The organism is Pseudomonadota bacterium (genome assembly GCA_018242545.1).
In the GTDB taxonomy this organism is placed as follows: Bacteria; Pseudomonadota; Alphaproteobacteria; order 16-39-46; family 16-39-46; genus 16-39-46.
In genome coordinates, this window is record JAFEBT010000028.1 from 1 (window position 1) to 22,173 (window position 22,173).

At 38.4% G+C, this 22,173-nt stretch carries 13 protein-coding genes; 6 read left to right on the forward strand and 7 right to left on the reverse strand.

Annotation, left to right across the window (positions count from 1 at the left end; all coding sequences use genetic code 11):
* Positions 1–121: 121 nt before the first annotated feature.
* Positions 122–367, forward strand: a complete 246-nt coding sequence (locus tag JSS34_04785; protein ID MBS0185640.1) for an AbrB/MazE/SpoVT family DNA-binding domain-containing protein — start codon at positions 122–124, stop codon at positions 365–367.
* Between the two features lie 561 nt (positions 368–928).
* Entirely contained in the window at positions 929–1,852 is a 924-nt protein-coding gene (locus JSS34_04790) for an Rpn family recombination-promoting nuclease/putative transposase (GenBank protein ID MBS0185641.1), read from the forward strand.
* Here the strand turns inward: JSS34_04790 and JSS34_04795 are convergent.
* From JSS34_04795 to JSS34_04805, 3 genes are all read right to left on the reverse strand, one after another.
* The gene (locus JSS34_04795) at positions 1,788–2,345 is read right to left on the reverse strand and encodes a hypothetical protein (GenBank protein MBS0185642.1); all 558 of its coding nucleotides are present in this window, start codon (positions 2,343–2,345) and stop codon (positions 1,788–1,790) included. The two genes, JSS34_04790 and JSS34_04795, sit on opposite strands and share 65 nt — an antisense overlap.
* A 113-nt stretch (positions 2,346–2,458) precedes the next feature.
* Complete coding sequence (locus JSS34_04800; GenBank protein ID MBS0185643.1) at positions 2,459–2,950, reverse strand: CdiI family contact-dependent growth inhibition immunity protein; 492 nt, start codon at positions 2,948–2,950, stop codon at positions 2,459–2,461.
* On the reverse strand, positions 2,947–11,187 hold the full coding sequence (locus JSS34_04805; GenBank protein MBS0185644.1) for a DUF637 domain-containing protein: 8,241 nt from the start codon (positions 11,185–11,187) through the stop codon (positions 2,947–2,949). The genes JSS34_04800 and JSS34_04805 overlap by 4 nt, the downstream gene beginning before the upstream one ends.
* 367 nt (positions 11,188–11,554) lie before the next feature.
* Between JSS34_04805 and topA the strand changes: the two genes are divergently transcribed.
* On the forward strand, positions 11,555–13,954 hold the full coding sequence (gene topA / locus JSS34_04810; GenBank protein MBS0185645.1) for a type I DNA topoisomerase: 2,400 nt from the start codon (positions 11,555–11,557) through the stop codon (positions 13,952–13,954).
* A gap of 12 nt (positions 13,955–13,966) precedes the next feature.
* Positions 13,967–15,994: a ribonuclease R gene (gene rnr, locus JSS34_04815; GenBank protein MBS0185646.1), complete on the forward strand. Its 2,028-nt coding sequence runs from the start codon at positions 13,967–13,969 to the stop codon at positions 15,992–15,994.
* A 119-nt stretch (positions 15,995–16,113) separates the two neighbouring features.
* Here the strand turns inward: rnr and JSS34_04820 are convergent, their stop codons facing one another.
* On the reverse strand, positions 16,114–16,554 hold the full coding sequence (locus tag JSS34_04820; protein MBS0185647.1) for a hypothetical protein: 441 nt from the start codon (positions 16,552–16,554) through the stop codon (positions 16,114–16,116).
* Between the two features lie 282 nt (positions 16,555–16,836).
* Between JSS34_04820 and JSS34_04825 the strand changes: the two genes are divergently transcribed.
* Both JSS34_04825 and JSS34_04830 read left to right on the forward strand, forming a co-directional pair.
* The gene (locus JSS34_04825; GenBank protein ID MBS0185648.1) at positions 16,837–17,874 is read left to right on the forward strand and encodes a hypothetical protein; all 1,038 of its coding nucleotides are present in this window, start codon (positions 16,837–16,839) and stop codon (positions 17,872–17,874) included.
* Entirely contained in the window at positions 17,871–19,004 is a 1,134-nt protein-coding gene (locus tag JSS34_04830) for a hypothetical protein (GenBank protein MBS0185649.1), read from the forward strand. Before JSS34_04825 ends, JSS34_04830 begins: the two co-directional genes overlap by 4 nt.
* 103 nt (positions 19,005–19,107) lie before the next feature.
* On the opposite strand, the gene JSS34_04835 is transcribed toward JSS34_04830, so the two are convergent.
* The 3 genes from JSS34_04835 to JSS34_04845 form a co-directional block, all read right to left on the reverse strand.
* Entirely contained in the window at positions 19,108–19,374 is a 267-nt protein-coding gene (locus JSS34_04835) for a hypothetical protein (protein ID MBS0185650.1), read from the reverse strand.
* A gap of 25 nt (positions 19,375–19,399) precedes the next feature.
* The gene (gene lon / locus JSS34_04840) at positions 19,400–21,844 is read right to left on the reverse strand and encodes an endopeptidase La (protein ID MBS0185651.1); all 2,445 of its coding nucleotides are present in this window, start codon (positions 21,842–21,844) and stop codon (positions 19,400–19,402) included.
* Between the two features lie 178 nt (positions 21,845–22,022).
* Positions 22,023–22,173, reverse strand: a 151-nt coding sequence (locus tag JSS34_04845) for a hypothetical protein (protein ID MBS0185652.1), incomplete at its 5' end; no start/stop codon positions are given.

Consider the following 22,173-nt stretch of genomic DNA (forward strand, 5'->3'; position numbering starts at 1 on the left):
GGGTACCTCCTATAATGAACCTTATCACATAAACATTATTTAGTTAAGTGTCTCATTATTTTATAATAACCACTGAAGCAATATTGCTCTTTTATATAAAAAATTTCATATTGAAATATGAATGTTCGCTAAAGCCAAGATTACGAAAGGTGGAAAAATTTCTATACCCGCTGTTTACCGTAAATATTTCAATTTTAAAGATGGTTCAGAAGTCATTTTTAGCATTAAAAATAATCAAGTAATTATTTCGCCTCTAAGCGCTACTCTTGAAAATATCCGTAAACTTATAAATAAATATCATGATAAAAATGAGAGTTTAGTAGACAGACTCATTGCAGAACGTAGACAAGAGGCCCAAAATGGGTAAAGTTGCCTTAGATTCTTCTGCTTTAATAGCTCTTATTAAAAAATGAAAATGGCGCTGACATTGTTGAATCTCTCTTAGGCAGAATAGTCATGTCAAATTTAAACATAGCAGAGGTCGCAGGAATTTTAATAGATTTAGGTTTGTCCCCTGAGGAATGTAAAAACAACATAGAACCTTACATCGATGTTATTATATCCCTCGATATTCAGCAATCTTTTGGTATTGCGTTTTAAAAAAGCATCCAAAACATAAAGGGCTGTCTATTTATGATAGAGCTTGCATTGCATTAGGAATCAAAATGGGGCTTCCTATTTATACCGCAGATAAGATTTGGGCTGACTTAAATCTTGAAGGCGCAAAGATTATATTAATTCGGTAGCTATTTTTTGGGCAAGTTTTTCTTTTCCAGCCCCAAGATGCTTTTAGAACTGGATTTTTTAAACGAGGCTTCTCTCTTCATGGGTTTCTTGCACATAACTCTTGGGCTTTTCATCACTTTTTCCTTGAAAACTCTATGATTTTACTTTATCTATAAAGTCAGATAATTCAAGGTGAATGAATATGATAACGAGATTTTTAGATCCGAGAAATGACCTGGCCTTCAAACGAATTTTTGGAACGCCATGGAATTCTGATACTCTGATTCATTTTTTAAATGATATTCTCGATCTTAAAGAAGATCCTATTGAGAAAGTTACTTTTCTAAAACCAAATCAAGATCCTGTTGTTGCTGCAGAACGTCAAAGCATTGTTGATGTGCTGTGTGAAGATGAAAAACACAATAAATTTATCATTGAAATGCAAGTTGCCAGGGATCCTGGATTTGTAAAACGAGCCCAATATTATGCTTCCAAAACCTATATTGATCAGCGCGATACACATGTCGACTATAAGGATCTTAAAAACGTCAGATTTTTAGCAATCTATGAAGAAAATCTCTTTCCTAAAAAAATGGATTTTATTTCCCATCATGAGATGCGAGATATAAAAACGCAAGAGAATGATCTTGATGGGTTCAAGTTTATCTTTTTAGAGCTTTCTAAGTTTAAAAATAAAAAAGGAAATTTAAAGACCCTGACTCAAAAATGGGCTTATTTTTTTAAGCACGCTGTTGACACGAAAGAAGAAGATCTTGCTGAGATTGTAGGATCGGATCTTATTATCGAAAGAGCCTATAAGGAGCTTGATCGCTTTGGGTGGAGCAAGAAAGACTTAATGGAATATGAGACCGTCGATATGAAAATCGCAGCTGTCAGAGATGCGCTCGAAGAGTCTTTTTCTGATGGTGTAAAAAAAGGGGAAGCTATTGGAATCGAAAAAGAAAAAGAAGGGATTGCTCGAAAAATGATTCAGAAAAAGATGGATATTGAGTCAATTATTGAATTTAGAGAACTGACACGAGAGAAAATTGAAATTCTCATCAAAGAAGAAGAAAAAACGATAAAGCAACGGTCTTTCTGTAAAATTGAAAATATTTTTTCGTAAAGAAGAAATTGATAAAGAAAAAAATCCTTTGAAAGGAAATTTCGATAGAGCTCACGATGTCTTGAGCAATTGGAGCAGGAACGCCCAAAGCTCTTAGTTCTCGTCTTGCATAAGCTGCTCCATAATTTAAAGCTGTTCCAATTGTCTCAAGAGAACTAAAAAAACTATATCTGAGGAAATTTTTCGTTGAGAATTTCTCCCATTCATATCCACTTTCATAAAACTCCTGAGCCCATGTATTTGCCTTTAAAGCCTTATCACCCATCCAAGTGAGCCCTTGTCGTGCGGTATTAAACACAGAGGCTCCTGTTTTTGTAGATTCAATCGTTTGTTGAAGGTGATTTAGGTTTCTTTGTAAAAACGTATCTTGTGAAGGGGGTGTTGGAGGACGCAGAAACTCTTCAGCAATGCTTTCAATAAACATAAGAGGAGAGCGTCTCTCGCTTGCACCTTCATGAGAAATTGCAAAAAATTGAGAAACTTCTCTTTGCAAAGCAGCTTCATTTTGAAATGCCGAAACAGCCTTCTAAATAAAAGCTGTTCCATCAACTGTCATTAGATGGATAGAAAGGAAAAGTTCTTAAAACGAGTAACTTTTTTAAAAAGTTAAATACAGCGTTCAAAAGCGAGCCTCAATCCTGCTCCTATTTCAGAAAACGAACTGTCTACTGGAAGCTTAACGTAGTCCTCTTCCTTAATGCCGTCTCCACTCCACCCTTCAAGCTTTTCATGATAGGATGGCTTTATGATAATTAAATTATCTTGACATAAAATACTACAGCTTTTCATATTCTTAAACAAAGCACGCTTTGTTTTATAACCATATTTTTCCATCATTCTCTGAATCCATGCTTTGTAGTTTTCTGCAACATTTATTCTTAGTTTCTGCATTTCTTCATAAGTAACAGGCTTGCTATTTTTTAAAGCTGCAACAATAGCTTTTCCAACTTCTTCATCAGAACTATCTATGTTTAATAAAAATTCGGGAGCAGCTGGATCCGCCGTTGTTGGATTCGTATACCCACAATAAGATTTAATACTGATAAAATCTCCGTTATTTTTAACAGATGCTTTAGGTTTCCAATCTGAGTTATTCATTTTGGTCTTCCCTTTGTTACGTTGAGGACGATTCCTCTTTCCTTAGCATATTGAAGAGCTCTTTTGATAGGTTCAAATTGAGCAGAGATCGTATTGGAGGGAATTCCTACTTCCAGTTGCCTTATAATGAGCTCTGTTGATGTTAGTTCTGATTCTCCAAGAGCATATTCTGTAAAATCAGCTGCGGCATCAATTGCTCTTTTGAGCGTATAATATATTTTATTAGGGTTAGCCCGTCTTGAAGGTGTCATGGTATCTAATGTTTTTCCACTTATGCCGATTTTTCCCTCCAAACTTGGATCAAAATCAAACGTTCTAAAATTAGGTGTCAAGCGAGACCCTTGTGGAAGACAGTGTTCTAAATGATCTTCCCAAGCCATTCCTTGTCTTTTAATCCCTTTTCCAAAAGGAATAACAACATCCTCTTTTCCTAGAATAGGAAAGCCTCCTTCAAGAATTGAAGATTCTCCCATCCTTTCTGCAAAAGCAAGAACACTTTCAGCATCCGCAAGAGGCGCTAAAGATTCTCCTTTTGAAAGAGGTGGCACGAAAGAGGTTTCAATGCTTTTGAGAGAAGGAATAGAATTGCTTTCTAATTCAACTCCCAGAGCTTCTGCTGAAACTTGCTCAATATACTTGCTTTTCTGAAGATCCCAAAGAGGAACTTTTGTAAGCGAACGTGTTTTAGTGGCGGCCACTTTTGAAACGCTCGAAACAACACGGGCTCCTGTTGTTCCAATTCCTTTCACAACTCCGAAAGCACCAAAGATACCTGCTGATATTTCAATAGCGCTCACCATATCTTGGGCAATTGGAGCAGGAACACCCAAAGCTCTTAATTCTCGCCTTGCATAGGCTGTACCATAATTTAAAGCTGTTCCAATTGTCTCAAGAGAACTAAAAAAAGTATATCTGAGGAAATTCTTCGTTGAGAACTTTTCCCATTCATATCCACTCTCATGAAACTCTTGAGCCCACGTGTTTGCTTTTAAAGCCTTATCACCCATCCAGGTGAGCCCTTGGCGCCCTGTATGAAAGACATGCGCTCCTGTTTTTGTAGATTCAATCGTTTGTTGAAGGTGATGGAGGTTTCTTTCTAAGAAGGTGTCTTGTGAAGGCGGTGTTGGAGGACGCAGAAACCCTTCAAGAACATCTTCAACAAACGTTAAATGTGAATCTCTGCCATTTGCATTCTCATGAAAGTGCCCAAAAAATTGAGAAACTTCTCTATGCAAAGCAGCTTCATTTTGAAGCCCAAAATCTTGTAATTCTTGAAAAAGGACGCCTCTTCTCATCCTTTCTGTTTCCGCCTTAAAGTTCTCAAATCTTTGTGTAGAATCTCTTAAATCAACTTGCAAAGATTCTGTAAAAATCTCCGAGACGCTTTGAAGCGAATGGGAAGCTCTTTCAACGGACGTTCCTAAACTTTGGGCAATAGCACCTCTTGGATCAAGGGCTGCTGCTACACGCTGGTGAAGCCCTTCAGGCACGGCCAATGCTTTTTTCTGAGGCGCACGTTGAGTTCCTTGTTTTGAAAGAGACTTCTCAATTTCTTTTTCGGCGTATTTCTTTTGAGGCGTGGAAATACCGCCTCCTTTTTTTAAAGGAAGGGGTCTTATGACAATTGTTTTTTTCGGCGTTAAATCTACCGTTTGGGCTCTTTTCTCTCTCTCTTCCTTATCCTGGAGATATCTTTCTTGTTTAATCTTTGTTTCATGCCGCTCCATAACTTCATTTAGAATGTTGTGTGTTTCTAAAGCAGCTTTCCAAGCTTCTGTTTTAGATTTGCACTGAATCTCACGGAGTTTACCATTTTTTGTTTTTTGAAGAACTTTATAGCCTTGGGTTTTTGAATCTCGAACGAGAAGGCCTTTTTGCATTAAAATTTGAAGCGCTTTGTCGAGGCCTCCTTCTGCATACGCTTCTTCAAGATCATAAGCCGTCCAAAGCTCTTTGCTCTGTTCTTGGACCTGAGGCAAGTTTGTCAGAAAATTGTTTTCAACAGCGGTTGTAGCTGTTTCAAGTGCGACAGGGACGTTTTCTCCGGCAAGAAGCGTCACAAGACTTGCTCCAAGACGGGATGCAAATGAAAGTGATCGATAATGGTCATTTATTTTTTCTTGGATTTCATGATCTGTGAGGCTTTTTCCATCTCTTTTGGTTTCATTTCGGATGTCTTCTGTTAAGTCTTCTGTACTGGGCGCCAAGTTACACGCAATGATTTCAGCAATGGCTGCTCCCAAAGCGCCACCAAGGGCACCATCCTTATCAATCATACGTCCTGTGACAGCGCCTAAGATTCCATGGGCCATTTTATGAAATACAGGCCCCAAATTTTCTTTAAAAGCGCTTATCTTATTAGCGCCATACCCCCCAATCGTATGGACGGCTGTGGATTTAAGCGCGGTTATAAACGCGTCTTTAAAATCTTCTTTCTGGACGACAACATTTAAAGCGCCTGTTACCGTTGATCTCAGAGCACTTGCTTGAAGATGTTCCCCAAAACTCTTTTCTCCAGGAAGTGTATTAATTCCCATTTCATGGGCAACACCTGCCGTAAGGCCGGCTCCAATAACCGTTGTTGCAAGGTTTAAGATTTGACTTCGACTTGTAAGGTCTCGAAGTGTTTCTTTTGGATTTCCACCATTGGCCAAAAGAGAAAGACTCGCTTGGGAACAAATACCTGTAAATGCCCCTTGCACCATGGCAGACCCCACTACAGCGCTGAGCGTTGCTCCTTTAAAGCCCATGCTCGCTGCCAAAGACGCTCCCGGATTTGCAGTTACAAAGCTGACTGCTAAAGAAACGATCGCTGCAATCCCTGGATTTATGAGTTTGCCGGAGGTATGGGTTTGCGTCCAAGAATTCAAATAACGGAAATTTTCTTCATAATTTCCTTGAATCTCGGTACGCATTTTATCCCATTGGACGTTGGTGAGACTCAAGGATGACTCCGGAGAAAAGATCACCCCCACATTTAATGTTGTTGGGATTTCAATTTCTTGCCCGCCGCGTGTTTCCGTTCGAACATGTCCCATAACACTTCTTTGGCTTTGCGTTGAGGAATGTCTCATTTCATCCACGGTGGGACCAAAGGAAAGACCTTGTTCTGTTCGATTATGAATTTGCTCAGCATGAACGTCTGTTCCTTCAATAAGAGCTTTCTCTGTATTTATATGAAGATCTAAAACAGCCAAAAAAGCACGTCCAACAGCTGGCATTTCAACTTGGGTGGTTTGATGCCCTTTGGCTCCTAAACCTTTTCGAGTTGTTTCGTTTGTTGTTTGGGTGTTTTTAAGAACAAGAGAGGATATTTGAAGGAGAGGTCCGTCAAAAATACCCGTTTGGGCAGCAATTGTTCCGCCTTGAACAACAGTTTTAGAATCAACTTCTAAAAGTCCTCCTGAAAGAAGATTTCCGCCGGGTTGGGCATGATGGGTTGTGGTAATAGTTGTTGTTTTTTTCTTTCCTTTTCCTCTTTCTTCTCGATGGGTTTCTGAGATGAAGTTTTTTAGAAGAAGTGTTTTCGGAGCCTTAATGCGGACATGCTCTTGGGCAGCAGCTGTTCCCGTAATTGTAACAGAAGAAGATTCTTTAATGTCAAGGCGTTCATCCGCAAAGACAACCCCTTCTTGTCCTCTCAAGAGAGGATGAAAGTTCCTTTGAGGAACAAGAATATGGGGAACCGCAACAGCTTGGTTTTCAATAGTCTCTTCCACAAAGACAATCATGGGTTCTTTAAGGGCATCAATGCGTTCGGCTTCTGATCGCTCTTCTTCTTCCAATTCTGTAATGTGTCGTTGGGCTTCTTTCCTTTTTTCTGCTTCTTCCCAGGTGCGCGCATTTTCCATAAGAAGTTTAATTTGATGCAGCGTTGAAAGACGAGGCGTCATATATCCACGGTTAAAACTTTTTGTAAACGCCTGAACGCTTGCAATTCCAAACGTTGTTTGATCAAAAAGTGGAACAATTTCAGAAGATTGAATACCTCTTTGAACCCTCAGATCAGACGTGACAAAGGTCATCGCAGGAAGAGCACTCTCTTCTCCAAAGGAAAATCGCGTTCCAATAAAACTTCTTCTTTCTCTGTCTCCACGCGTAAAAAACCCTTGCGTTAAACTCGGATCCAACATTTCCCAAAGATTAAGACGACGTTGTGGAGATAGTGTTCCTTGAAGCCTCACAGTTGGATTTATGTACCCAACTTGAAGATCTTGCCCTTCATACACAACAAGCGGGGCGGACACAACACCCGTAACAGCGGCAAAATCAGAAATTGTCCGGATCTCTTGACTTGAGGAGCGGGTTGCAAGGACGACGCGGCTATCCACTTTTCGAGGATTAGAGACATTCTCACGTGTCTTGGCTCGGCTCCACCTCTTTTTTTTCTCATAGGTGACAACTTTCGCATGTAATTCCTCTTCTACATTTGTATCCTCAACTTTTATACCTCTTTCATGAATTCCAAGACCTCCAAAGAGGTGACTTGCAAGGTTTATGCCAGAGTTTCGGGCATGAATTCTTAAAACGCCTTGAACTTGGATTGCTGCAGCCGCATACTTTAAGGTTTTCCAATGGGAATCTCGATAATTGGATTGAGGATTCGCAATAAAGACATCGACAGTCTGTTTTGTTCGTGTATTTAAAAAGTCATTGGCCTCAATCAAAGCATCTTGAGAACCAAATATCAGACCTGAATGATTCATAAAGGTTTGCTCAGCTTTAAAAAGTATTTCTCCATTCGCACAAAATTGACCAAATCGATTGGTGATGTTTCGTACTAAAATCTCAAAATCTGAATTTGTTGCAAGAAAACTCTCTGTATGAGAATTTTCAAAATCCTCAGAGCAAAAGATGGACATTTTATGTCCGCTAAAAATCTCTCCCCACCCGTTTGCAAAGCCTTTTGAACGGATCGTGAGTGCGCCGCCAAAGGTCATCTTTCCTTTGAACTGATCTTGGCGGCCAACTTTCATGTCCCCTTTGCTTTCAGAGCTCATAAAAAGACCATCTCCTTTTCCAAAAAGATGTCCAAATTCATTTTGAATGTTTTCAGCATAGACTTTAACATCAGAGCCGCTGGTAATAACTCCTCGCTTTTGAGGACTTTCTCCATTTCTAAAAGTTAAGGCATGAACCACAAGGTCTGGAATCGTCATCTCCGTTTCATTAAAAAATTCTCGGGCTCTGACTTCTAAAAAACTCTTTAAGGTCAAAGGCGCGGTCAGAAAAAATCTTTCTGTCTCAACAACAATCCTTTGGGCTCTTAAGAGAGGATGATTTTTAAGAATAAATTCAACAGCTTCCTGGGCATGCACATAAAGGGTCTTTTGCACTTTAAAAAGACCACACAGCGCTTTTTGTGTAAAAAGTTTTAGAGAATCAGATGTTTCTATTCTTCCTTCATTCTCAAAACTCTTGGCAAATAAACGCATGCCTCCACTTGAAAAACGAGCTTCTTGGAAAGGCTCTCGAAGTGTTTGGGCGGCTTCTAAGATTTCTTCTCGATCTTCTTCTTTGTGGGGTGCCACAAGACAGGCTTCTTTCCCAAGAATAATTTTCCCTAAAATCTCATACGTTCCCCGTCCTAACGATACATATCCTTCATTTTCAAAGTTTCCTAAAAGCTTAAGTTCGGCATTCTCAATCCAAAGTTTCCCAGTCTTTCCATTGAAGAAGCCCATGATACCTTCCATTGACTCAAGATTTGAAAGGGTTAAAGAGCCGTGATTCTCAAAGATTGAGGGATCTGTTGTCCGATACCGAAGATGATTCAAAAACGAGCTTCCACCTTCAAGCGTTATGAGCCCTTGGGACGTTTCAATTGAGCTCACTTGTCGACCTTTGATCGTTCCTTTATTCTGAACTTTTCGAACTTTAAGACTTAAATCTGAAGAGACCATGATCCCTTCATTCAAAACATCTTCCTCTGAACCCATCTCCAGTTTTTGATCGCTTTGGAAAATTCCGTGTTGCGTAAATCCATATTTACAAAAGATTCTCAAATCATCCTCTGACTCGATCACGCTTTGGGTTGTGTCGCTAAAAAAATCTGTGATCAGATTTCCCCTTTGATGCGCACGTACGAGAGAATTATTATGGAATTTTTGAGCTTGAAGTGTCCAGCTGTCGCCTTCAATGGATCCTTCATTTTTAACCTCTTCAAACTGCAAATCAGAAGTCTCAAAGCAGTCAACCGTTCCTTGGTTTGTAAAGAGACGACTGACAGATAAGCCTTTCGTTTCAATCTGACCTTTATTGAGAAAATCTCCTTCAACATAAAAATCGTGAGATTCTATTTCCCCCTCATTGGAAAGAGGGAGAGCTGTTTCTACCTTAAGAAAAGGAACGTGAAGAAACGACAGCTCTGAAAACTTTAAGAAACAAGAAGCCAGAATCCTTAAGGCATGTATCGAGATACGGCCTTCTATCTCAGAAGTCTCTTTGCCATTTTCAAAAGCTTGGATGGAAAGCAGGACTGGACTTTCTTTTGTCCCAGTTCCTTTAATATTTCCAAGATTTTGAAACCGTCCTCTTCCTGAAAGACTTTGAAATAAAATGTCTCCTCTATTTTGAAATTCTCTTTCAACCTCTAAAAAGAGCGTTTCAGATCCAAAAACGGTGGCGTTTTCACCAACTTCAAGTGCAATTGTCCCTCCTCCTTTGAAATGGCCCCCATTTTTAAGTGTTTGAAGGATTAATTTAAAACGAGAAGTTTCCAAAGTTCTTAGATTTGTTATATGGGCACAATCTCCTTCTATAGAAGTCCCTGCAGCCAACAGGCCTTCATTAATAAAGTTTCCAAATGTTTTAAATGTTAAAGTTGAAAGCGTTGTGTGAGAGGTTTGATAAGAGCATGTTCCCTGTCCTTTGAGTGTCCAGTTTTCAACGTCAAAAAACGTATTTTCTAAAACGTTTAATCGTTGCTCAATATCTCCTATAAATTCTTTCGCTTTAAAGCTTCCAGAAAGATCCGTTTGTTCTGCTTCTAAATGGAAATTTTCAGACGTCACATTTGAAGATCCTTTAAATTCTGTATGAGGCGCTTTAAGAGAAAGATTCTCTCCTCTTATCTCGCCCTCATTTGAAAAAGAAAGAAGGGAAGTGCTTTTAAGATTTCCCAAGAGACGCCCTCTATTTTTTAGATGAAGATGGGCAACAAGCGTCCCTTGATTTCCTTTTATCTCTCCTAAGTTAATAAAATGTCCAAAAGAGGTCATTTGGAGTTGAGCTGATGAAAAAACGCCCGTGACCGTATTCAAAAAATCTCTTTGAGAAACAACCTGTTGAAATTGATCCCCTTTAAGTTTTCCTGCATTATAAAAAGAACCCAAAGAGACAACTTTTAGAGAATCTCCTGTGATTTCTCCTTCATTGCTAAAGGAGTCATAAGCCAAAAGGCTCTGGGAGGTTCCTAAAATTTTATGGAGATTAAAAAGACTTTTTCCACGTATTTTAAGGCTCGGAGCATCCAGCGTGCCATGATTTTCAAAGCGGCTTATATTTTGAAGATCAACATTAAACTCTGAGCTTAACTCTCCTTCATTAAAGAAAGATGTTCCTTGAAAATCGAGCCTTTGATGCTCTGAAGAAGAAAGTCTTCCTTGGTTTAAAAAAGTCCCTCCTTTAAATTCTCCCAAAGTAACACTCAAAGAACCTTGCGGAAAAATTTGAAAACATCCTTGAGAAGTGTAAAGGTAAGAAGAAAGATGCGTTAAGACAGCATTTTCTAAGATGTTTATACCGCAGGCTTGAATATAAACCTCTTTTAAAAACGTGTTTTTAAAGAAAATTTCTCCCTCGGATATAAAAGAATATCGATGGTTTGTGTCCTTTATTCCTTCAATAAAAAGGGCTCCTGCGGCGCTAAAAGAAAGAGCCTTAAATTGCGGAACATGGGAGAGAAAGGTTTTTTCAGCGGTTGTTAAGCATTTTCCATCAAAAAGTTTTGTTGTTTCAGAATAAGATGAGATATCAGCGCTTTTGTGATCCATATGAAAAAGAGGTCTTACAAACCTAAAAGAAGTTTCTCCCTTAAAAGCGGTCCTTTTTTTATCTTTAAAATGGATGTCGATATGAAGGTTTTCTGCTAAAGCTGTTCTTTGCTCAGAGATATGTCGTGTTACATGGACAGTAAAATCAGCATCTTCTAAAGCGCCCCAGACAGGCATCATAGTTAGATGGCAATAAGAAATGAGAACAAAAAAATGAATAATTCTTGAGAAATATTTTCGCATAATATCTTCTCCAAATTAAAAAAACTTTATTTTGAAGAAAAAAGGACATTCACTCCTTTTAAGTAAAAGGATTGTTTTTAAAAATCTTAAAAAAGTTCTAATCTAAAATGTTTCAGAACTTAAAATAGACGCTACTTTTCTTCAAAAATACCTACAGATAAAGTAAAGTCTAATAAAATTTTTTAATAAGTCAATCATTTTTTGAAAATTGTCAAAAAGAGACATAAAATTCACAAAAATTCTTTCCAAATTAAATAATTTCATTTTAAAACCCAAGGCCTGTTGACGAAATCTTTCGTCAATGCCAAATTGAAAAGCTGTTTCTATTTATTAAAACATATAAAAGGCTGTGACCTGAAAGTTATCCATGAAAGTTGTTGTTGTAGAGTCCCCCGCAAAAGCAAAGTCCATTCAAAGTTATCTTGGAAAGGACTATAAAGTTCTTGCAAGCTTTGGACATATTCGTGATCTTCCTTCAAAAGATGGATCTGTAAAACCAGATGAAGATTTTGAAATGACATGGGATGTATCTTCAAGATCCCATAAAACAATTTCTGAAATTGTCTCTGCCCTTAAAAAAGCAGACACCCTTTATCTTGCAACAGACCCAGATCGTGAAGGAGAAGCCATATCTTGGCATTTAGAAGAAGTTCTTCGTCATAAAAAAGCGCTTCCCGCCACAACCAAACGCATTGTTTTTCATGAGATTACGAAAAAAGCAATTCTTGAGGCCATTCAACATCCCCGTGATCTTGACAAAAACCTTATTGATTCCTACCTTGCACGGCGCGCTCTTGATTATTTAATGGGATTTACCCTGTCTCCCGTCTTATGGCGTAAACTTCCTGGAAGCCGTTCAGCGGGCCGGGTACAATCTGTGGCTTTGCGTCTTGTCACGGAACGTGAAAGTGAAATCGAAGCTTTTACCCCTCAAGAATATTGGTCCATTGAAGCGCTTTTTCAAACAGTAAAAAATGTCTCTTTTCAAGCCCGCTTAACGCACTTGAAGGGAAAAAAACTTCAAAAGTTAACGCTTTCAAAAGAATCAGAAGCTCAAGAAGCTGTCGACCTTATTAAAAAAGCAGAGTCTTATGCTGTCCTTGCCATTGAAAAGAAAAAAACATCCAAACATCCAGCGCCTCCCTTTACAACCTCAACACTTCAACAAGATGCAGCGCGCAAGCTTGGCTTTTCAGCATCTCACACCATGCGCATTGCCCAATCTCTTTATGAAGGGATTGATCTTAAGGGTGAAACTGTGGGCCTCATCACCTACATGAGAACAGATAGTGTTCAACTTTCTAAAGATGCCATTGCTGAGGCCCGCGCACATATTGATCGGTCTTTTGGAAAATCTTACCTTCCAGAACACTCACGTGTTTACACAACAAAAGTCAGAAATGCGCAAGAAGCCCACGAAGCGATTCGTCCAACGGATCTTTCAAAAGATCCACTTCTTCTTAAAACATTTCTCAATAAAGATGAGCTTGGCCTTTATACATTAATATGGAAACGAACACTTGCTTCTCAAATGGTGAGCGCCTCCTATGATCAAATGAGCATCGATATAGCGCCTCCTTCAAAAGAAGTCATTCTTCGCGCAACAGGATCGACTCTTGTTTTTGATGGATTTTTAAAAGTATACGAAGAAAGCACGGATAATGATGATGCTTCCTCTTCTGAGGAAAAAACAGAAGGACTTCTTCCATCTCTTCAAGAAAAAGATCCTCTTTCTCTTAAAACCGTAACGCCTTCTCAGCATTTTACGCAACCGCCGCCCCGTTATACAGAAGCGAGTCTTATCAAAAAATTAGAAGATCTTGGCATTGGAAGGCCCTCAACCTATGCGTCAATTCTTCAGGTGATCCGAGAAAGAAACTATGTCCGTCTTGAAAAAAAACAATTTATCCCAGAAGAACGCGGACGAATCGTAACAGCTTTTCTTGAAAACTATTTTTCAAAATATGTTGAGTATACCTTTACGGCGGATCTTGAAGATAATTTAGATAAAATTTCAGAAGGACACCTTTTCTGGAAAAATCTTCTCAAAGGGTTTTGGACTTCCTTGAAAGAAGCCACGGAAGAAACAAAAGAACTTCGCGTTGCGGATGTTCTCACACTTCTGAACGAGAAACTTAAAAGTCATCTTTTCCCGGCATCAGGAAATCATGAGGGTGAACCTCAGCAATGCCCTCTTTGTGCTCCTGGGAAGCTTTCCCTAAAGCTTGGAAAATTTGGAGCTTTTATAGGATGCTCAGAATATCCAACGTGTCGCTATACGCGGCCCATAGGATCAATGGACGAAAATGAAGAGGCATCCCAAGCCGGAGAAAAGGAAGGAACTGATTATCCAAAAATACTTGGTATTGATCCCCTGACTCAAGGAGAAATTTCACTTCGAAAAGGTCCATATGGTTTTTATATTCAATTGGATCTGCCAGAGGCAGCCCAAGAAAAAGGCAAAAAGCCTAAGAGAGTTGCGCTTCCTAAAAATGCGTCTCCAGAAACTTTTACGTTTGAAAGTGCAAAATCTCTTCTCAGTTTGCCGCGCGATATTGGAAAGCACCCAGAAACAAAAGAAATGATTTCTGCTGGTGTTGGAAGATTTGGGCCTTTTTTAAAACATCAAGGAACATTTACATCGCTTAAAAAGGAAGATGATGTCTTAACCATTGGGTTAAATCGTGCTGTAACCCTTTTAGCAGAAGCGGCCTTAAAACCCAAAAAAGAGCGCCCCATACGAAAGAAAAAATCAACCTCAACGTGAGGATAAAAAATAGTGAAACGTTCCAAGCCCCCTCAACGTCGCTCTCTTTCAAATGATACTTTTACGTATTCACAGGTTGAAATTGTAGATTTTGATGAAGAAGGGTTTCCTATCGCACGCCTCGTTCAACACGGCCGACTTCTCAAAAACCCGCTTATCCAGTTAACGTCAACCTCTTTTAAAGGACAAGATCTCACCCATCAAGACCGACTTCTTGTCCGTTTAGAACAAAAAAAGAAAATCATCACGGGCGAGGTAATTCGTCTTCTTGAAAAATCTTCTCAAGAAATTTTTGGCCTTTTTCAAGCAGCTCGCGGCAAACATCCCGCTCTTATTTTTCCAACTGATCGACGCTTAAATGAAAGTTACCGCGTCTCTTCTCATGCATCGAAAGAGGCTCAATCTGGCGACTTTGTCCGAGCCTCTCTTTATAAAGGCCGCCCTCCTGAAGTCCGCATCCAAGAGATTATTGGGCACGCATCTGATCCCAAACTCTTTAGTCTTATGGCTCTTCATCAATTTGGAATTCCCCATCGTTTTCATCAAGACGACCTGAAGGAAGCTCAAAAAGTCAGCAAACAAGATGCCTCTTCACCCTTGAGGGAAGATCTGCGGCAGTATCCTTTTGTAACGATTGATGGAAGCGATGCGCGCGATTTTGATGATGCTGTATGGGCAGAAGTTGACCAAACTCCCGGGAACGAAGGAGGATTTCATCTTATTGTCGCTGTCGCAGATGTTTCTTTTTATGTGAAAGAAGGAAGCATTCTTGATCAAACGGCTTTTGAAAGAGGAAACTCTGTTTATTTTCCCGATCGTGTCGTTCCCATGCTTCCAGAAGACCTTTCAAATGATGTCTGCTCTTTAAAGCCCAATGTTCCACGTAATACGCTGGCCGTTCATTTGTGGATTAATGCTTCTGGAAAGCTCCTTCGGTATAAATTTATCAGAGCACTCATTCAGTCTTCTGCGCGATTGACGTATGAAGAAGTTCAATCGTTTATTGATAAAAAAGTACCTTTTTCTTCTTCTCTGCCTGAAAAGGTTCAAATTCTTATCCCTTGTCTTTACCAAGCCTATCGGGCTCTTTTAAAAGCACGAATCAAGCGTGGAACCCTGGATTTTGACCTACCGGAACGACAAGTTATTTTTAATAAAAATCATACCATTGAGAAAATTATTCCAAAACCCCGTCTTGAAAGCCATTGTCTCATTGAAGAATTCATGATCCTTGCCAACATTGCAGCAGCAACTTTTCTTTCCTCAAAAAAACTTCCCTGCATGTTCCGTATTCACGATAAGCCTTCTTTAGAAAAAATTGATACCCTCAAAAATGTTCTGAAACCTCTTGGATTTTCACTTCCACATCATACAAAAATAACACCTCAAGATTTGGATAAAGTTCTTCATAAATCAGAATCTCTTCCGCAACAAACCTTTATCCACGAGCTTATCTTAAGATCCCAAGCCCAAGCTCAATACAGCCCTCATAACCTTGGACACTTCGGTCTTCATTTAAGCCATTATGCCCACTTTACATCTCCCATTCGCAGGTATGCTGATATTCTTGTGCACAGAGCCATCATTACAGCCTTAAAACTGGGAGAAGATGGCCTTTCAATCGAAAAAGGTGCTCTTTTTGAAAACATCGGCCAACATCTCTCTGAAACAGAAAGAAGAGCCATGAAAGCAGAACGGGAAACTTTAGAACGTTATATTACGTCCTATATGGAAAACCATATCAATGCTTCTTTTGAGGCTTGTATTTCAGGGATTCATCGTTCGGGTATTTTTATCGAGCTTAAAGAAACAGGGGCGAATGGATTTATCCCCCATCATCTTTTGCCTCATGATCGGTACATTCATCATGAAAAACTTTTTATGCTTCAAGGACGTAATCAAACTTTTAAAATTGGTGATCCTCTTGATGTAACCCTTTTAGAAGCCAATTCCCATACCAACTCTCTTCTTTTTTGTCTGACAAAAGCTCCAAGAGCCTCTTCTTTAAAACACAAAAAAAAGAAACGAAAACGCTCTTAATTTTCTAAAAATAAGATTTGTTTATCTTTTGCAAACGCGTTTGCGTGCTCTTTTTTAATTTCTTCTACAAAAATTGCTCCCTAAAAGCGCAATTTTCATGGAAATATATGATATTGTTTTTATTTTATATAAAAAGTCTCATGCCTATAATCCTTTTTCGGCCCCTTAACACGATACGTAAGAAAGAATTTTTCATGTGAGTCAAACATATATCTTGCCTCATAAACATCCTCTTTACATCTATGCACTCCTGATGCTTCTTTTCCACAGAAGCCTAATTTATAAAACAACCGTCCATCCTTAAAATATTTACACAACTCCTTTAAATTTGGGTCATAACTATATAAATATTCTTGACTGCCTTCAAAAATCGCACCTGTTTTTAGATGCTGCATTTGTATTTCTTCCCGATAAAGAAGAACGTTGTCTTCTAAAAGAAAGAACTTTGCATATCCAGAAGCATCATAAGATTCTATCGTTGGAAACTCATGGGTAATATGTCTTTTTAATTTCCAGAATCCCGGAAGAAAAGAAACCAATTGTTTTGGATCAAACATCATTTTTCACTTTAAAGTTTATTTTTGAATGCCTCTCAGAGCAAGGGATAACGGGTAGACAGGAAAGCATAAGATTCTTTCAAGCTAAAGAGAAAGCTACCGAGATTACTTTTACCGTATATGATTGCTATTTTCAAAATTTTCTTGAAAATTTTCTAAGTTCATGTTTAATTTCATTTATAGTTTCAAAATTATAGAAAATTATAAATTATCTATTCCTATCGCTGTCTCCATTAACTTCAGGAAAGGATTTAAAAAATTTTCCATTCCATCAAACTTTTTCTTATGATTTTGAGTTACAGTTTTTGGACTCAATCTTATTCGATTCTCGCTTCTGAAGATTGGAAAAGGAATCCCATCCTTCATAACCCGCAGCCTGCCTGGACACCTTCTCTTAATTTTGAAAGCATTGAAAAGCGCCTGCATGACGAAAACATTGTCCTCCTTATCCCCATGCGCGACTATCTTGAATATCTCGGGAAAAAAGCGGACTTTGAAAATAAAGTGTATCTCGCCGTTCTTGAAAGTGGCCTTAAAGCTGTTTTTAAGCCAGACTTAGAAGCGCATGATATGTATGCGGAAGTTGCAGCTTATAAAGCATCTCAATGGATGAAAAGCCGCTTGGTGCCCCCAACTGTTATAAAACAATTCAAAAAGCAAAAAGGCAGTCTCCAATTTTTTGTAGAGACGCCCCTTGATACCGTCACCCTCGAAGATCAAACAATTCTGTTAAATTCCCTTAATGATCTTTCACGTCAAGAAATCGAAGTATTCTGTTTTCTTTTTGGCCAATGGGACCGAAGTCCTTCTAATATTCTTTTTGTTCCCTATAAAGCATCTTATCTCGCTGCTCTTATTGATAACTCAGGACTTCTTCAACAACAACATGTTATTCTTGGAAAATCCCCTTTTATTCGAAAAGCTTACTGTGATTATAGACACGATACTTGGGATAATCGTTTTCCTTTCGAAAAGGCTCAAAAAATCTCTTTAAATGATATTGATCATCATCCTGATTTTAAATCTTGTGGGCTTACATCGCAAAAGTTCTCCTTTTTAAAAGGATCAAAAAAACCTTTAATCTATATCTTTTGGCGGAATAGTCTTTGGTTTCAGCCTTATGCGGAAACGCCGTTTCTTTTAAAAAATTTATCACCCTCTCTTCTTGCAAAAATTAAAAAGTTAGATGAAAAAACGCTTAAAGCCATATGGAAAATGTCTCCAAAAGAATGGACACCGCGTCAACGTGATGAAATTATTCGTTTGACACTTGATCGCAAAAATCAACTTCTTAATTCTTTAAACACAGAAAGCTCTCAATGAAAATTTTTACACGCATTTTTAAAGTATTCCTTTTTTTTGTGGGATGTTTACAAGCACTTTCTGCGATGGCTCTTGTTCAGATTGAAGAAGATCCTGCCGTATTTGAAGCTCTTACCAAAAATTCTAATGTTGCTTGGGAAAAAGTCGCACACGATCCATCTCTTCGAAAAGATATTCTGACGAATCTCAATACCTCTGACATTCTAGGTCTTTATCCTATGCGGTCCTTTTTAATTAAAACAGGAAAAGAAGCTTGCTTTCGTAACGAAGTTTGGATGGTCCTTTTTAATGGTGGCCTTAAAGCTGTCTTTAACCCAAAAGATGCTGAAGACCAGGATAGCGCACTTGGAGAACAAGTTGCTTATGCGTGCGCAGAATTTATTGCAACAACAACAGGATATTGCCTGGTTCCACCAACGACCACGCGTGAAATTAGGGGCGTTACAGGATCTCTCCAATTTTTTATTGAAACGCCTTATGATCTTTGGAAAGATGCAGATCGCACGCGATTTTTCCAAAACTTATCCCCTGATTTACAAAATTTAGCAAGTTACTTTCTCGTGATTTTTGGACAATGGGACCAACATCCTGGAAATTACATGGGGATTCCTTCTCCTCATTCACTCGGTGATCTTGTTGCTATTATTGATAATGAAGGAATTATAAATTTACAACGCTTAATGAAAGATGGAAGATCCTATGTAAGAGTCGCCTTTGAAAAAGATGAAACCTTAGAAGATTCTGGTCCTCTTTTTTTAAGTGGTTCCATTTCTTTAAAAACCCTCCGATCTATCTTAGGAGACAAAGTTCCTGAAGCCCGTCTTAAGAACATTCATCAATCTTTTTTTGGAGAAGGTGACACACAACAAGACTCATCCAGACCTCTCTCTTATATGCTTAAAGATGGATTTCCCTGGATTCAATATCATGCCCACAATGAAAAGGCTTTTCCATTACCAAAAAAACCTTCTCAAAAAACGCAAGAAGCCTATGAACCCTTAAATCTTGCTATTTTAAGAGCACTTTATAAACCTTTAATTGATTTTAACCCAGAGCGCTTTTCAGATTCATTTTTAAAAAGCATTTTAGAAAGAAGAGAGATTTTACAAGGAAGGTTTTTCAAAAAATAATCCAACAACCATTCCCTACACTAACATCCTATCAATCTCTATTAAAAAAATGTCCTTAAACTTTTTAATGGAAAACCGCTGACATATTTGATCATCTTAAATCTTAGTCAACGTGCGGAGCATCATTTGGAAGAGTAGCATTTAAGGGAGGATTATTTGCTGGAAGATTAGAAGTAGGATTGGTTGCCTTACCAGTAGAAGGAGCTGGAGGGACTGAATGTGGTCGAGCCCCGTGACCATGATGATGACTCGATTTCTCTTTTAGATTGATCTCCTTAGGAGCTTCTGCCTTAATTTCAAAAAATGTAAGTGCTATCGTTCCTAAAAATACAGCTAAATAAGTATTATACACTCTTTTTTTGATGTTCATGTATTTACGCCTTATTCAAAAAATCTTAATAGGTCATGGGATTTTCTTTTGGAAATTCTGTAGAATTTGAAAAAGAGATTTCTGTCATCTCAGTGTCTTCATGACGAATTTTCTTTAGTTTTCTTGGCTTCAGCTTTTGTGTTAAAGCGCCACGAAGAATTTCGTCGACTGATTCCACCGGATGTATCGATAAAGTTTCTTTAACGGCTTGAGGAATTTCTTTAAGATCTTTTTCATTATCTTTTGGAATAAAGACGGTCTTCATGCCAGCACGTTGTGCTGCAAGAAGTTTTTCTTTTAATCCTCCAATGGCAAGAATTCTTCCACGCAATGTAATTTCTCCTGTCATTGCAACGTCTCTTCGAACTGGAATTCCTGTAAATAAAGAGACAAGAGATGTCACAATCGTCACCCCTGCTGAAGGTCCATCCTTTGGAATTGCGCCTTCCGGAAAATGCACATGGATATCAGACTTTTCAAAAAGATCTGAATCAATTCCAAATTGTTCTGCCCGACCCCGGACATAGCTTAAAGCAGCTTGAACAGACTCTTGCATTACAATTCCTAATTTTCCGGTTGAAATAACTTTTCCTTTGCCGCTCGTTCGAAGAGCTTCTATGATTAAAGTGTCTCCTCCCACTTCTGTCCAAGCGAGACCCGCTGTTACACCCACGAGATCCTTCAATTCAGCCTCTCCAACACGATATTTTTGAACACCTAAATATGTCTCTAAAACATCTGGGGTGATGGTAATTTGTGTGGTTGATCCTGTAAGAATTTCTTTAACAGCTTTACGCGCCAGAGAGGCAATTTCACGTTCAAGATTTCGAACACCAGCTTCTTTTGTATAAAAAGCAATCACGTCCTTTAACGCTTCGCGTGTAATTTCGAATTCTTCTTTTTGAAGGCCATGTTTTCCACGTTGTTTTGGAATTAAATGCGTCTCAGCAATTTTAATCTTTTCTTCTTCCGTGTATCCATGCAACCGAATAATCTCCATCCGATCCAAAAGAGGTTGAGTCATATTAAGAGTATTTGCTGTTGTCACAAACATAACATCCGAAAGATCATAATCAACCTCAAGGTAATGATCATTAAAGGTTGCATTCTGTTCAGGATCCAAAACTTCAAGAAGAGCCGATGTAGGATCTCCACGCCAATCGGAACCAAGTTTATCGATCTCATCTAATAAGAATAAAGGATTAGAGGTCCCGGCTTTTTTCATTCCTTGAATAATGCGGCCAGGAAGAGCACCAATATATGTCCGACGATGTCCTCTGATTTCAGCCTCATCCCGAACGCCCCCTAAAGACATTCTGACAAACTTACGACCTAAAGCTTCTGCAATAGCTTTTCCGAGAGATGTTTTACCAACGCCGGGAGGACCGACAAGACATAAGATTTGTCCGCCAACTTTCCCAACGCGTTTTTGAACAGCCATAAATTCAAGAATCCGTTCTTTAACTTTTTCAAGACCATAATGTTCTTTATCAAGAATCGATTGCGCAACTTTAATATCAATGTCTTCTTTACTCTTTTTCTTCCAGGGAAGATCCAAAATCCAATCTAAATATGTTCTTAAAATAACAGCTTCGGCTGACATGGGACTCATTGTCCTTAAGCGTTTAAGTTCAGACTTTGCCTTAAGACGTGCTTCTTTACTCAATTTCGCTTTTTCAATACGCTCTTCATACTTATCAAATTCAGATTTTCCGCCCTCTTCTTCACCCAATTCCTTTTGAATCGCTTTCATTTGTTCATTTAAGAAATATTCTCTTTGGGATTTTCCAACCTGTCGTTTTATCCGATTTCGGATACGCTGTTCTGTTTCAAGCGCGCTCATTTCTTCTTCAATAAAAGTCAAAAGCATTTCAAGGCGTTTTTTAACAGACGTCACCTCAAGTATTTTTTGTTTATCTTTAATCTTAAGAATCAAATGTCCAGAAACCATATCTGAAAATTTTCCAGGTTCTTCAATTTTTGAAATTGTCGCATAAACTTCAGGTAAAATTTTCTTATTTGATTTTGTGTAATGACCAAATTCTTCTTTTAAAACACGCATAAAAGGAGATAAATCCTGATCAGGATCTAACGTATCCTCAAGTGGTCGCGCAAAGGCTTCAAATCCATCTTCTTTTGTCATAAATCCTAAAACAGTAGCGCGTTCCACACCTTCAACAAGCGCTTTAATGGTGCCGTCGGGTAATTTTAAAACTTGTAAAACAGTTGCAAAGACACCAACTGTATAAAGATCATCCGTTGTCGGCACATCAATTGTTGAGTCCTTTTGTGTTAATAAAAGAAGCGTCTTATCTTCATTCATCACGCGTTCAATGGTCTGGATAGAATGCTCTCGCCCAATGAAGAGAGGAACAATCATATGAGGGTATACAACAATATCCCTAAGAGGCAAAACAGGGAATACCTGTGGAATCTGTTGATCTTGAACACTTTTTTGAGAATGAATCATAAAAAATCCTATCGTTACATTCAAACAATATAAAAGAATTAAAAAAAAATTGCAATTTTCTTAAGGCCAATCAAATATTTTATTTTAAGAGAAAGAAAATTTTATCTCAAAAAACTTCTTAGGTTTTTTTCTTTTACCAAAATATCTTGAGAAATCTCCCTAACAATACTAAAAAACCTTATTCTGATGACTCTTTCAGATAAGGGTTTTCACTTAAAGCTAAAGCTTGTAAGAGAGCACGACTAAGATGCTCTAGGTCTAAATCAGAGGTAATTTTTTTATCTTCGATCCAATCATATCCTGAAGATCCTAAGAAACGACAAGGCGTA